Source organism: Spirillospora sp. CA-142024 (genome assembly GCF_050942325.1).
Taxonomy (GTDB): Bacteria; Actinomycetota; Actinomycetes; order Streptosporangiales; family Streptosporangiaceae; genus Spirillospora.
Map to the genome: position 1 here is coordinate 7,128,167 of NZ_CP192077.1, position 13,033 is coordinate 7,141,199.

11 protein-coding genes and 1 pseudogene are annotated in these 13,033 nt (G+C 69.1%); 9 read left to right on the forward strand and 3 right to left on the reverse strand.

Features of this window, described 5'->3' with window-relative positions:
• Nucleotides 1-179 precede the first annotated feature (179 nt).
• From ACQPZP_RS33685 to ACQPZP_RS33725, 9 genes are read left to right on the forward strand one after another with little or no spacing between them, the layout of a single operon-like run.
• Nucleotides 180-1,454 (forward strand): ROK family transcriptional regulator, encoded by a 1,275-nt coding sequence (locus ACQPZP_RS33685; RefSeq protein WP_433473728.1) that lies wholly within the window; start codon nucleotides 180-182, stop codon nucleotides 1,452-1,454.
• Nucleotides 1,438-2,286, forward strand: coding sequence for an ABC transporter permease (locus tag ACQPZP_RS33690; protein WP_433473729.1), 849 nt, complete (start codon nucleotides 1,438-1,440; stop codon nucleotides 2,284-2,286). Before ACQPZP_RS33685 ends, ACQPZP_RS33690 begins: the two co-directional genes overlap by 17 nt.
• Nucleotides 2,283-3,101, forward strand: a complete 819-nt coding sequence (locus ACQPZP_RS33695) for an ABC transporter ATP-binding protein (protein WP_433463396.1) — start codon at nucleotides 2,283-2,285, stop codon at nucleotides 3,099-3,101. The genes ACQPZP_RS33690 and ACQPZP_RS33695 overlap by 4 nt, the downstream gene beginning before the upstream one ends.
• A 15-nt stretch (nucleotides 3,102-3,116) precedes the next feature.
• On the forward strand, nucleotides 3,117-4,112 hold the full coding sequence (locus tag ACQPZP_RS33700) for an aliphatic sulfonate ABC transporter substrate-binding protein (RefSeq protein ID WP_433473730.1): 996 nt from the start codon (nucleotides 3,117-3,119) through the stop codon (nucleotides 4,110-4,112).
• A complete protein-coding gene (locus tag ACQPZP_RS33705; protein WP_433473731.1) occupies nucleotides 4,109-5,614 on the forward strand; it encodes a sulfatase-like hydrolase/transferase in 1,506 nt (501 codons plus the stop codon). The genes ACQPZP_RS33700 and ACQPZP_RS33705 overlap by 4 nt, the downstream gene beginning before the upstream one ends.
• Complete coding sequence (locus ACQPZP_RS33710) at nucleotides 5,611-6,627, forward strand: formylglycine-generating enzyme family protein (protein WP_433473732.1); 1,017 nt, start codon at nucleotides 5,611-5,613, stop codon at nucleotides 6,625-6,627. Before ACQPZP_RS33705 ends, ACQPZP_RS33710 begins: the two co-directional genes overlap by 4 nt.
• Nucleotides 6,624-7,706, forward strand: coding sequence for a galactose-1-phosphate uridylyltransferase (galT, locus tag ACQPZP_RS33715; RefSeq protein WP_433473733.1), 1,083 nt, complete (start codon nucleotides 6,624-6,626; stop codon nucleotides 7,704-7,706). The genes ACQPZP_RS33710 and galT overlap by 4 nt, the downstream gene beginning before the upstream one ends.
• Before the next feature lie 3 nt (nucleotides 7,707-7,709).
• Nucleotides 7,710-8,798: a galactokinase gene (gene galK / locus ACQPZP_RS33720; protein ID WP_433473734.1), complete on the forward strand. Its 1,089-nt coding sequence runs from the start codon at nucleotides 7,710-7,712 to the stop codon at nucleotides 8,796-8,798.
• Nucleotides 8,795-11,212, forward strand: a complete 2,418-nt coding sequence (locus ACQPZP_RS33725; protein WP_433479718.1) for a helicase-associated domain-containing protein — start codon at nucleotides 8,795-8,797, stop codon at nucleotides 11,210-11,212. Before galK ends, ACQPZP_RS33725 begins: the two co-directional genes overlap by 4 nt.
• A gap of 33 nt (nucleotides 11,213-11,245) precedes the next feature.
• On the opposite strand, the gene ACQPZP_RS33730 is transcribed toward ACQPZP_RS33725, so the two are convergent.
• The 3 genes and pseudogenes from ACQPZP_RS33730 to ACQPZP_RS33740 form a co-directional block, all read right to left on the reverse strand.
• Entirely contained in the window at nucleotides 11,246-12,349 is a 1,104-nt protein-coding gene (locus ACQPZP_RS33730; protein WP_433473735.1) for a hypothetical protein, read from the reverse strand.
• Between the two features lie 232 nt (nucleotides 12,350-12,581).
• Nucleotides 12,582-12,707 (reverse strand): hypothetical protein, encoded by a 126-nt coding sequence (locus ACQPZP_RS33735; protein WP_433479782.1) that lies wholly within the window; start codon nucleotides 12,705-12,707, stop codon nucleotides 12,582-12,584.
• Nucleotides 12,708-12,858: 151 nt separating this feature from the next.
• Nucleotides 12,859-13,020: pseudogene (locus ACQPZP_RS33740) on the reverse strand (phospholipase D-like domain-containing protein); the annotation flags it as partial.
• Between the last annotated feature and the right edge of the window lie 13 nt (nucleotides 13,021-13,033).

Below are 13,033 nucleotides of genomic sequence, written 5' to 3' on the forward strand. Positions count from 1 at the left end.
GCGCAGGACGCCCGTGCCCTGCCTGGGAGGAGACGTTATAGAGACTCATTCCGTCGGTGAACACACGGCAGAAAGGTCATTGAACGCGTGATGAGACCGGTTACGGCACCGGTTCGGAAAACGCAGGATCTTTCTGTCGGAGTGTTGACGGAAAAATCCGCCACTGTCAGCGTTGCCCCATGACAACGTCGGCCGGAGTGCATGCGCTGGTAAGACGCACTCACGAAGAACGCGTCCTGCGCGTCCTGCGTGAGCACGGCGCCTTGAGCCGCGGACAGATCGCCCTCGCCGTGGGCCTGTCCCGCACCACCCTTTCCGAGATCACCGGCAGCCTGCTGCAGCGCGGCGCCATCGTGGTGGTCGACACCGACGCGGCCAAGCGGGAGGGCAGCGGCCGGCCCGCCGAGCGGCTCGCCCTGGACCCCGCCTCCGGGCAGTTCATGGGCGTCGACTTCGGTCATCGCCGGGTGCAGGTGGCGGTCGCGGACGCCTCACACGAGATCGTCGTGTCCGGGTCGGACCGGTACGACGACGCCTCGTGGCCGGTCCGGCTCGACATGGCGTTCCGGCTCATCGACCGCCTCGGCGCCGAATCCGGAGTGCACTACGGCGCGTTGCAGGGCATCGGCATCGGGGTCCCCGGGCCGTACTGCGCGACTCCGGGCGTCCTCGTCACGGCGCCGCGCGAACCGGCGGCGGCCGACGCCCCCGAGGCGGCGGCGCAGGCCGCGTTCGCGACGCGGTTCGGGGCACCCGTCATCGTCGACAACAACACCCGGCTGGCCGCGCTCGCGGAGGTCGTCTTCGGCCACGGCTCCGTCGACGACCTTCTCTACCTGCGGATCTCCGATGGCGTCGGCGGAGGGCTGGTCGTCGGCGGACGCCTGGTCACCGGGTCGTCAGGGCTGGCCGGCGAACTGGGGCACATCACGGCGGACCCGAACGGGCTGGAATGCCGGTGCGGCAAGAAGGGCTGCGTCGAGACTCTGGCGTCGGTTCCCGCCATCCTGAGAGCCTGCCGGGAGCAGGGCCTCGCACTCGAGGATCTCGGCGACCTGGCCGCCGCGGTCGAGCGTTCCGACCCGATCGCCGACCGGGTGCTGCGATCGGCCGGATCGGCCATCGGCCGGGTGCTGGGCGACGCGTCCCTCATCCTCAATCCCGCGGACATCGTCATCGGCGGAGAGATCACCCGAGTGGCGCCCGCCCTGCTCCAGGCGGCCGCCGCCACCATCGCGCCCGAGCATTTCCCAGGCGCGCCCAAGCCCGTCGTGCGTCGAGCCGAGCTCTCCGACGACGACGGCGCGCTCGGCGCCCTCGCCGCGCTCTTTCACAGCTCACCGCTGCTGGCGGCCTATCCGGAGGCCCCCGAGGCGAACCCCGCCGGTTCCGCGTCGATCGAGCGTGCACGCAAGGCAACGAACAGAGGAGTGGGTTATGGCCGTGCTCAGTGACCAGGGCCCCCAAGCGAGCCGCATCGGCCGGGGCGGCTCGACCGCATCAGCCGGCGGGGGTCGTTCGAGCAGGTCGGCGGGCCCGCGCCGGAGGGGACTCTCCCTGCTGCTGAACGCCGTGTCCGTCGGGTTCGGCATCGCCCTGTGGTGGGGGCTGGCCGCGGCGGGCTTCACTCTCCCGACGCCGAGCGAGGTGGTGTCGAAGGCGGGCACGCTCCTCTCGGACGGGACACTCCAGAAGGACATCCTCGCCAGCATGGGCCGGGTACTCGCCGGCTTCGCCCTCGGGACCGCGCTCGCGATCCCGGTGGGCTTCCTCATGGGGTGGTACGGCTTCGTCCGCGGCCTCGTCGAACCCTGGGTGCAGTTCTTCCGCACCATCCCGCCGCTGGCCATCATCCCGCTGGCCATCGTGCTGATGGGCATCGGCGAGACACCGAAGATCTTCGTCATCTTCCTGGCGGCGTTCCTCGTCTGCGTCATCTCGACGTTCCAGGGCGTGGTGGACGTCGACCGGACCCTGATCAACGCCGCCCGCGTGCTCGGCGCCAGGGACGCCGGCATCTTCCTGCGCGTGGTGGTGCCGGCCTCGACCCCGTTCATCCTGGTCGGCATGCGGGTCGGGCTCGGCTCGGCGTGGGCGACGCTGGTCGCCGCCGAACTCATCGCCGCCCAGGAGGGCCTCGGGTTCCGGATGCAGAACGCGCAGCTCTACTACGACCTGCCCACGATCTTCGTCGGACTCATCACCATCGGGATCCTCGGCCTGCTCATGGACCGGGTGCTCCTGCTGGCCGAACGCAAACTCACCGGATGGCAGGAGCGCCGATGACCACCCCACCGAAGATCTCGGTCAAGGGCATCACCAAGACCTTCGTGCTCGGCAAGGATTCCTTCACCGCGCTGGACCACGTCTCACTCGACATCGCGGACAACGAGTTCGTCACGGTCGTGGGCCCGTCCGGATGCGGCAAGAGCACGCTGCTCAACATCCTCGCCGGCCTTGAGGAGCCCACGGAGGGCCAGGCGCTCGTGGACGGCTCGGCGGTCTCCGGTCCCGGTCCCGAGCGCGGCGTCATCTTCCAGCAGTACGCGCTCTTCCCCTGGCTGACCGTCCGCAAGAACATCGAGTTCGGGCTGAAGACGGCGCGCGTGCCCAAGGCGGAGCGCCGCGACCGGGCCCAGCACTTCATCGAGATGGTCGGGCTGGAGCAGTTCGCCGACGCGCTGCCCAAGATGCTGTCCGGCGGAATGCGGCAGCGTTGCGCGATCGCCCGCGCGTACGCCGTGAACCCTTCGATCCTCCTGATGGACGAGCCTTTCGGCGCCCTCGACGCGCTCACCAGGGTGAAGCTCCAGGAGCAGTTGCTCGACACCTGGAGCAAGGAGCAGCGCACCGTTCTGTTCATCACCCATGACGTCGACGAGGCGGTCTTCCTGGCCAATCGCGTCATCGTGATGGCCGCCGACCCCGGCCGCATCTACGACGTGGTCGAGGTCGACCTTCCTTACCCGCGGTCCGAGGAGTTCCGGCTCAGCACGGAGTTCGCAGCACTGCGCAACCGCGTCTGGCACTCCGTGTACCACCAGGACGGCCGCACCGCCGCCGATTCGAAGCACCCCATGCCGTCATCGACAACGGCCTGACCCCGAGGGACGGACATGTCACTGCCACGCACGCTCTCAGCCGCGGCCTCCTTCGGCTTGGCCGCCGTAATGATGCTCTCCGCCTGCGGCACCGGCTCGGGAGGCGGAGGAGACGAGCAGAAGGTCGACTTCGGCTACATCGCCGACTACAACGGCACCAGCCTGCTCGCCATCGCCGAGGACCAGAAGATCTGGGAGAAGCACGGTCTCAAGGTCAACGCCAAGGTGTTCACCAACGGTCCGCTGCAGATCCAGGCGCTCGGCACGGGCGATCTCGACGTCGGCTACATCGGCCCCGGCGCGTTCTGGCTTCCGGCCTCCGGCCAGTCGAAGATCATCGCGATCAACACCCTCGGCAACGCCGACCGGGTCATCGCGCAGAGCGGCACCGCCTCACTGGCGCAGCTCAGAGGCAAGACCGTGGGGGTTCCCGAGGGAACCTCGGGCGACATGATCCTCACCCTCGCCCTCAAGAAGGCGGGCCTCACGAAGAAGGACATCAAGGTCGTCAACATGGACGCGTCGACCATCGTGTCGGCCTTCTCCTCCAAGAAGATCGAGGCCGCGGGATTCTGGTACCCGGCCATCGCGACGATCAAGAAGCGGGTCCCCGGCCTGACCGAGTTGGCCAAGAACTCCGACTTCGAGTCGCAGATGGCCTTCCCGACCGCATTCGTCGCGGGCAACAAGTTCGTCTCCGGCGAGAAGGACAAGACCGCGAAGACGATCGCGGCGCTGCGTGAGGCGATGGAGTACCGCACCGCCCACATGGACAAGTCGATCGAGCTCACCGCCGAGATGCTCAACGTGCCGGTCGAACAGGTGAAGGCCGACGCGGCCAACGTCAAGGTCCTCTCCGTCGACGAACTCGACAAGATGACCAAGGACGGCACCATCGACAAATGGCTCACGGGGATGAACGGCTATTTCGTCGACGCGGGCAAGCTCAAGTCGCCTGTCGACCCGAAGACCTACTACACCGGCGACCTGTTCACGGCGGGCATCAAGTGACGAATCCGAAGAACATCCTTTTCTTCATGACGGACCAGCACCGGGCGGACACCCTCGGTGCGTACGGCAACCGGCTGGCGGCGACGCCCGTCCTCGACGAGCTGGCGAGAAGCGGCACCCGCTTCGAGCGGTGGTACACGCCGACGGCGATCTGCACACCGGCGCGTGCCAGCCTGCTCACCGGGCAGGCGCCGTTCCGGCACAAGCTGCTCGCCAACCACGAGCGCAACGTCGGCTACATCGAGGACCTCGCCGAGGGACAGTTCACGTTCTCGCAGGCGCTGCGGGAGAAGGGCTACAACTGCGGCCTCATCGGAAAGTGGCACGTCGGCACCGAGAAGACCGCCCGCGACTTCGGCTTCGACGGGCCGGATCTGCCCGGCTGGCACAACCCCGTCGACAACCCCGACTACCTGGCCTATCTCGCCGAACACGACCTGCCCGCCTACGAGATCTCCGACCGGATCCGCGGCACGCTGCCCAACGGCGGGCCCGGCAACCTGCTCGCAGCCCGGCTGCACCAGCCCGTGGAGGCGACGTTCGAGCACTACCTCGCGACCCGGGCGATCGAGACGCTCGAACGGTACGCCGCCGACGCGCGGAACCGGGAGAAGCCGTTCTTCCTGGCCCTGCACTTCTTCGGACCCCACCTGCCGTACATCCTGCCGGACGAGTACTTCGACCTCTTCGACCCGGCCGACATCGAACTGCCTCGGTCGGTCGCGGAGACCTTCCAAGGCAAGCCTCCGGTACAGAAGAACTACAGCGCCCACTGGACGTTCGACACCATGCCGATCGAGACCACGCGCAAGCTGATCGCCGTCTACTGGGGATACGTCGCGCTCATCGACCGGCAGATCGGCCGGGTCGTGGACGCCATGGAGCGGCTCGGGCTCGTCGACGACACCGCGGTCTTCTTCACCTGCGACCACGGCGAGTTCACCGGTGCGCACCGGCTGCACGACAAGGGCCCGGCGATGTACGAGGACATCTACCGCACGCCGGGGCTGCTTCGCGTGCCCGGCCGGCCCGGCGGTGTGATCCGGGACGAGTTCGTGAGTCTGCTCGACTGCACCGCGACGATCCTCGAGCTCGCCGGCCTCGATCCCAAGACGGCGGTCGACTCGCGCAGTCTGCTGCCCCTGCTCGGCGGTGAGGAGGCCGAATGGGACGACGACATCGTGTGCGAGTTCCACGGCCACCACTTCCCCTATCCCCAGCGGATGCTCCGCACGGACCGGTTCAAGCTGGTGGTGAACCCCGACTCGATCAACGAGCTCTACGACCTGGAGACGGACCCGGACGAGCTGCTGAACCGCTACGAGCACCCTGAAATGCAGGACATCCGCACGTACATGATGCGCCGCCTCTACACCGTGCTGCGTGAGCGAGGCGACAACTTCTATCACTGGATGACGTCCATGTACGACGTCGGCGAGGTGGCGTACGACCCCACGCTGAGCGGTCTGGACGAAGCCACCTATCAGAAGCTCGACCAATGACCGAGGGCACCAAGGCCGCTGCCTCGGCACCACCCGGGGCGGATCCCGGGCGGGCCCGCCGGGAGCCGTGCTGCTCACCCACCCTCCGGCACGATGGCCCCCGCGGGCCCCGGCCGATCGATCCGACGCCGGGTCCCACGATCTCGCCCGCCGAGCAGTGCTTCGTCCCGGGCGGCCGGTTCCTCATGGGCGACCGCTTCGGCGACGGCGACCCGGCCGACGGCGAGGTCCCGGTGCACGAGGTCCACGTCGATCCGTTCACCATCGACGCCACCGCAGTGACGAACGGCGCTTTCGCCGCGTTCGTCGATGCCACCGGCTACGTCACAGACGCGGAGACGCACGGTTTCTCCGCCGTGTTCCACATGGCGCTCGCGGCTCACCCCTCGGACGTGATGGGGCCGGCCGCCGGCGCACCCTGGTGGCTCGGCGTGCGCGGCGCGTCCTGGCGGAACCCGGGCGGACGGTTCAGCGACCTGGAGGGGCTGGACGACCACCCGGTGGTCCACGTCAGCTGGGACGACGCGGTCGCCTACTGCACGTGGAGCGGGCGGCGGCTGCCCACCGAGGCCGAGTGGGAGTTCGCCTCCCGGGGCGGCCTCACCGGTGCCCGGTTCCCTTGGGGAGACGAACTGAAGCCGGACGGCGTGTGGCGCACCAACATCTGGCAGGGCGACTTCCCGGTGCACAACAGCGCCGAGGACGGCTGGGTGACCACCGCGCCCGTCCGCTCCTTCGCGCCCAACCACTACGGGCTCTGGCAGACGGTCGGGAACGTCTGGGAGTGGTGCGCCGACTGGTTCGACCCGTCCTACTACCGGACCTCGCCGAGCGATAACCCGCAGGGCCCTGGCCGAGGCACGACGAGGGTGCTCCGTGGCGGCTCCTACCTCTGCCACGACTCCTACTGCAACCGCTACCGCAACGCCGCCCGCTCCTCGAACACACCGGACTCGTCCATGGGGAACGCCGGATTCCGCACGGTCGCCACCACCCACCCCGAGGAAGCATGACGCCGCACAAGACCGCCACGACACTCGCCGACGGACGGGAGCTGATCTACTTCGACCTCGCTGCCGGCGCACGGCGGCGAAGGACCGACCCGCGGTCGCTGCCGCCGGTGAGCACGACCGCGCAGATGCGCTGGGACCCGCTGCTGGAGGAGTGGGTCATGATCGCGTCCCACCGGCAGGACCGCACCTTCCTCCCTCCGGCCGACGAGTGTCCGTTGTGCCCTTCGGTGGACGGGCACAGAACCGAGATCCCCGCGGACGACTACGACGTCGTGGTCTTCGAGAACCGCTTCCCGAGCCTGTCGGCCGGCGCGGCTCTGGACGACGCCGGCGGCGGCCACCCACTGGTCGAGGTCCGCCCGGCCGTGGGGCGCTGCGAGGTGGTCTGCTTCTCCAGTGATCACTCCCGGAGGTTCGCCGACCTCACGCCCGGCCACGCACGGCTGGTGATCGACGCGTGGGCGGACCGCACCCTGGCGCTGTCCGGTGTCAAGGGCGTCGAGCAGGTGTTCTGCTTCGAGAGCCGCGGAGAGGAGATCGGGGTGACCCTGTCCCACCCGCACGGCCAGATCTACGCGTACCCGTTCACGACACCGCGGACGTCGCGCATGTTCCAGGCGGCCGCGCGCCATCGCCGGCGTACCGGCGGAGACCTGCACACCGACGTGCTCGACGCCGAACGCCGATCCGGCATCCGTATCGTCGCCGAGAACGAGCACTGGTCGGCGTTCGTACCGGCGGCGGCACGCTGGCCGCTGGAGGTCCACCTCTACCCCCGCCGCAGGGTGAAGTCCATCCCCGACCTCGACGACGCGGAACGCGACGCGCTGGTGACGATCTACCTGGATCTGCTCGCGCGCCTCGACCGGCTGTACGACCGGCCGCTGCCCTACGTCTCGGCGTGGCACCAGGGGCCGGTCGACGACCCTGACGACCTTGGTTACCTGCACCTGCAGCTCTTCTCGATACGGCGCTCCGCGGACAAGCTGAAATACCTCGCCGGCTCCGAGTCGGGGATGGGCGCCTTCGTCACCGACACCCTCCCCGAGCAGGTGGCCCACCGCCTGCGCGAGGTCTGAGCCGTGCGCACGGGAACGTGGTCCGCGCCCGGGCGGGTGAACATCATCGGCGAGCACACTGACTACAGCGGCGGCTTGGCCCTGCCCTTCGCCCTCCCCCAGCGCACCGTGGTACACGCCCGGCTCCGCGACGACGGCCGCATCACGGTGGCGTCCGACGGGTACGGCGAGGTGGAGTTCCCCGTCGCGACCCGCCCCGGCGAGATCACCGGCTGGGGCGCCCATGTCGCCGGCGTGGTGTGGGCGCTGGGCCGATCGGGGGCCGCTCTGTCCGGAGCCGACCTTCGTGTCCACAGCGCCGTGCCACACGGTGCGGGCTTGTCCTCGTCGCACTCGCTCGAGTGCGCCGTCGCGCTGGCGCTGGTCGGCCTGCACGACCTCGACCTGGGCCGCGACCAGCTGGTCCGTATCGTGCAGCATGCAGAGAACGAATACGTCGGCGCCCCCACCGGGGTCATGGACCAGATGGCCTCCCTCTACGGCGAGGCCGACCGCGCGATCCTCGTCGACGCACGTCATCTGACCGCCGAGCCGGTGCCCTGCGACTTCGCGTCCAGCGGGCTCGATCTCGTCATCGTCGACACCCGGTCACGGCACCGGCACGCCGACGGCGAGTACGGCGCCCGCCGCAGGACCTGCCACGAGGCGGCAGAGGCCCTCGGCATGAAGGACCTCCGCGACGTGGCCGACCTCGACGACGCCCTCGCCCGCCTCACCGATCCGGTGGCCGTACGACGGGTCCGGCACGTCGTGCGCGAGAACGCAAGGGTCCTCGACGCCGTCGAACTGCTCCGCGGGGGACGGGTGCGGGAACTCGGCCCGTTGCTCACCGCCTCGCACGCCTCGCTCCGCGACGACTACGAGGTCACCGTCCCCGAGCTCGACGTGACCGTCGAGGCCGCTCTCGCCGCCGGCGCGCTGGGCGCCCGGATGATCGGCGGCGGCTTCGGAGGGTCGGTGATCGCACTGGTCGAACAGGCCGGCCGGAAACCCGTCGAGGCCGCCGTGGCGGACGCGTTCCGGCGACGCGGATTCGCCGAGCCCGAATTCCACGTCGCCCGCCCCTCACACGGTGCGAGCAGAGACCGCTGAGCCGGGACGACTACGTCGCCTACCTTGAGGCTTTTGCCGCCCATCACCGCCTCGACGTCCGCTTCAGGGTGGAGGTCACCCGCGTCGCACCCTCCGCGGGCCACCGCTGGGTGGCCGCCACCTCAGGCGGCGACGTCCAATACGACGACATCGTGGTGGCCATCGGGCATGAACACCTTCCGTGGACGCCCGACTGGCCGGGAATCAACAACTTCGTCGTGGGGCGCGGGATGGTGCCGCGCAGCGCCCGGCCCGGCATCGTCGTCCGGCGATCGCCTCGGCCTCAGGATCCGATTGTTATGGCTGTCGTCTCGGATTTGTGGCGGCGGGTGGGGGGGTGCGCTTGGGTGGTGCTCGTTTGCTTACCGAATCCGGTGGCCCGTGGAGGGAGAACGCGCATGACGGGGACGCCGTTGCCGGACTGGCTGGCCACGCTCGAACAGGGCGCGCTGGCGGAGGTTCTGGCGGTTCGGGCCGATGTCTGCGGGACGGGTGAGCTGGGCGGGTGGGGCGAGCTGGCCGAGCGGCTCCAGCAGCCGCAGTCGGTGGAGCGGGCGCTCAAGCGGTTGACGCGGCCCTGCCTTCAGGTTGCGGAGACGGCTGCGGCGCTCGGGCAGGACGCGACCAGGGCGAGGATCACGGCGCTGCTGGGCGGGCCCGGTGGTGTGGTGGACGACGCGTTGACGACGTTGGAGCGGCATGCGCTCGTGTGGCCCGGTCAGGGCGGGGTACTGCACGTTGCCGAAGCACTTCGCGAACGGTGGCCCAGGTCGCGCGGACCGGCAGGGAGGGCGCCGTTCGACCCGTTCCCGCCCGAGCTGCCGACCGTCCCGGTCGGTCCGGAACGGGTGAGACGCACGGCTGCTGCGCAGCTCGGAGAGTTCGTCGGGCATGCGGCGGGGGTGCTCGCCGAGTGCGCGAGGCGGCCGTTGCAGGTCTTCAAGGTGGCCGGGGTGCAGCCGAAAGCACTTCAGCGGGTGATGCGGGCCGCGCGCTGCAGCGGTGCGTCCGCGCGACTCGCGTTGGCCTGTGCTCAGCGCGCTGGGCTGTTCGTCAGCGACGGGACGCACATTCGCTTGTCGCCGGCGGGTGATGCGTTCACGCTACTGCCGCCGGGTGAACAGGCCGCTCGGCTGCTGTTCGAGTGGTGGAGGCTGCCTTCCGCACCGACGCATGCTCGTTCGGACGATGGCAAGCAGTTGTATCCCCTGAGCGCGAAGGCCGTCTGTGACGGCTGCGTCCAGGTGCGGCACGAACTCGTGAGAGTCCTGAAGGGGGTGCCTGAAGGGCAAGGTGTGCAGGCGCCCGAGGATCTCGCCAAGGCGCTCGGCTGGCATCGGCCGCTTGCCTGCGACCACGAGCCGCTCAGCGCGCCGCTGCACGAGGTCGTACTGCTCGGCCTGGTCGCGCACGGGGTGCTCTCCTCGTTCGGCGTGCTCCTCGCCGCCGGAGACCATGCCGGTCTGGTGCGAGAGGCGTCCCCGCTGCTTCCGGCGTTCACCGAGCGCGCGACGATCGCTTCGGACCTCATGGTGACCGTCCGAGGAACACCGTCGAGGCAGTTGGCGAAGGAACTCGATGCGGTCGCCGAGAGTCTGATCGGACCGGTCTGGAGGATCGGCGACCAGAGCCTCCGGCGGGCCCTGGAGTCGGGCATGAGCGCCGACGACCTAGAAGCGGGCCTCGCCGCGATCAGCGCTGCGCCTCTCCCGCAACTGCTGCGGCACAAGATCGCGGAGGCGGCGCGCGGCCATGTCCCGTCGCCCCGGCTCCTGGAGGTGCCGGCCACCTGTGTCTTCCGCAGTGCCGACACCGAACTGCTCGCGCGGGCCGTCCGGGATCCGGCACTCCAAAACCTCGGCGTGCGACTGCTCGCACCCGGCCTCCTCATCGCCACGAGCCCGCGCGAAAGCGTGCTGGCGGCGCTGCGCGCCGCCGGGTACGCCGCGGCTGAAGACCCTGTTCCCGGGCCGCTTCCCCCTCTGGCCTCCGACGAGCCGCCGGCCGACTTCGACGCACTCGCCGAACGGCTGCGCAAGGCTCCGCACGTCCCGCCGCGCTCCCCTGCTCGAACCCGGTCGGCCGCGCCCCGCCCTCCGCGCCCATCCCGTGGGCGTTCGGCTCTGGAACGAGCGCAACGCGTCATCACCCGCGAGGCCCGCGAGCTCAAGTCCGATGAGATCCGGCTGCTCGCTCACGCCGTCGCCGAGAACGGCCGTGTCCGGATCACCTACGTCGACCAGAACGGCGTGGAGACCGTTCGGGTCATCGGCCCTCCCCACGAGCTGGTGCAGATGAACAAGAAGAAGCTACTCAAGGCGATCTGCGAGATGCGTAGCGCAGAGACGGGACACCAAGAGGAAAGGGTCTTTCACTACTCCCGCATCCAATCCGTCGAATCAGTGGACGGCTGATTCCACTTCCTCTCACCCGCGACCGCGGCCACGTCAATCTTCACTACCTCCCGCCCTGTGGCCGTTCGCCCATGCGGGTCGAGTCACGGAGCGCAGGGTGACCTTTCGGATGAGATGCACGTCGGTGTGCGGTCCCGTGGAGGCGGCGAACCCGAACTTGAAAGTGTTCGGGACGGGCTCGGGAGCACGAAATCGCAGCACTCGCTGGAAGCCATCGCCGTCCTGAAAGTCGATGTCGACTGTCGCCACGGGGCGTGGACCAGGTGGGATCACGATACGGACGGCCCGCTTCGCCGGTTCCAACAGGGCTTCGGATCGTGGCGGTGTGACGCGGGCGGGCATCTTTCTCAGATTGCCGTGCAGTCGTCCGGGAAGCGCGGACGCCCAGGGGCCGACGGTCGCCTTGTTGCTCGTCGAGGCGTCGAGATAACAGTATCCTTCGACGCCGTTTCCTGGACCGCGGGCGGTCACGATGTTGGGCCCCGGAGAAGGCGCCTGGAACCTCGTCCCGGCCGGGGATCGCCGCTGGCAGCCATTCCCGCGCTTTTCTCCATCGCCGAAGTAGTCGCCCAGGACGTCAAGCCCGATACCGAGATATCCACCGTCGACACCCGGGATGAGCTGGCCTGATCCACCGTCCGGCAGTTTCTGGGCGTAGCCGAGGCTTCCGCCGAACGCGCCCGGCGTGGTGAGCCGCCTGGCGCCGTCGGTGAGGAAGAAGGAGATCCCGTCCGCCGGCGTCCGCGTGGTGTTGCCGTACTGCCACTGCTCGAAGGTCACCTCCAGCCCGCCCTTCGCCGGAACCGGCGAGTCGAACAGCACCGCGCCGGTCTCCTCGAAATGGGCATCGGTGAGCTGGAGATATCCGTGCGGCGCCGCACCGGCCGGGGGGACGGGACCGGCCGGATTCGGGTGGCATCCGCCGAGCGGGTGATTTGCGCCCTCCACGAGCCGGCCTCCACGCCGCGCGCCCGTCAGGCAGGCGGCCCCGTACCCGATCAAGCGCGAGTCCGCGGTGGCTCCGGTGAACGACTCGTTGACCAGTACCGATCCCGGACGCCGGTGGGCCGCTGAGGCATACCCGGCCGGCACGACGGCCGCCACGACTCCGACCAGCGCGATGAAACAAGGCGCCACACGTCCCAATCTCGACGCTCCCTTTTCGGATTCTAAGTGATCTCCCTGCCGAATTCATTTGAACACGAATCCCACGACGGGCGCCACGCATTGCCACTCTCATAGCAGTAATCAGATCAGATCATTACAAGAATGCGTGGCACCCCATCAAGCGGCCACGCCTTCGCCATGACGGAACCTCGGCGGGTCGCGATCCGTGCTTGAAAGAGAGCGGGTGATGGCATCGGCGAGGTCACGGCAGCCGGTCGGCGTCCGGGTCGATGGCCCCCCACATCCTGTCCGTGACGGAGTCGTCCCGCACCAGCCCCTTCGCTCCGAGGAGCGGGCTGTATTCCAACGCGCTGTTGTCGAAGACCATCGCCTCGGGAGGCGGCTTCTGCCAGACCTTCAGGCCGGACTCCCAGGTGGCGAGCCGGGCGCCGCGGAACGGCCAGATGCTTGTGCCATAGGTTCACTCGCAAGTCGCGGGCGAAGCGCCGACCGCTCATCCTCCCGACCATGTCATCGGTGATGCCCGCGACGATCTCGCTGTCGAAGGTGTAGCCGCGGTCGTCGACGTTGACGGTGCCGATAACGGCGAACTCGTCGTCGATGAGGCACGTCTTGGCGTGGACGAAGGGGCCGCACCACTTCCGGCGCTCATCGTCCGGGCTCCGGGTCAGCGAGAACATCCGCTTCTCCAGC

Excerpts from the sequence above, each read along its gene's own strand:
- ACQPZP_RS33685 (WP_433473728.1), top strand. The coding sequence starts at position 180 with ATGACAACGTCGGCCGGAGTGCATGCGCTGGTAAGACGCACTCACGAA.
- ACQPZP_RS33690 (WP_433473729.1), top strand. The coding sequence starts at position 1,438 with ATGGCCGTGCTCAGTGACCAGGGCCCCCAAGCGAGCCGCATCGGCCGG.
- ACQPZP_RS33695 (WP_433463396.1), top strand. The coding sequence starts at position 2,283 with ATGACCACCCCACCGAAGATCTCGGTCAAGGGCATCACCAAGACCTTC.
- ACQPZP_RS33700 (WP_433473730.1), top strand. The coding sequence starts at position 3,117 with ATGTCACTGCCACGCACGCTCTCAGCCGCGGCCTCCTTCGGCTTGGCC.
- ACQPZP_RS33710 (WP_433473732.1), top strand. The coding sequence starts at position 5,611 with ATGACCGAGGGCACCAAGGCCGCTGCCTCGGCACCACCCGGGGCGGAT.
- galT (WP_433473733.1), top strand. The coding sequence starts at position 6,624 with ATGACGCCGCACAAGACCGCCACGACACTCGCCGACGGACGGGAGCTG.
- ACQPZP_RS33735 (WP_433479782.1), bottom strand. The coding sequence starts at position 12,707 with ATGGTCTTCGACAACAGCGCGTTGGAATACAGCCCGCTCCTCGGAGCG.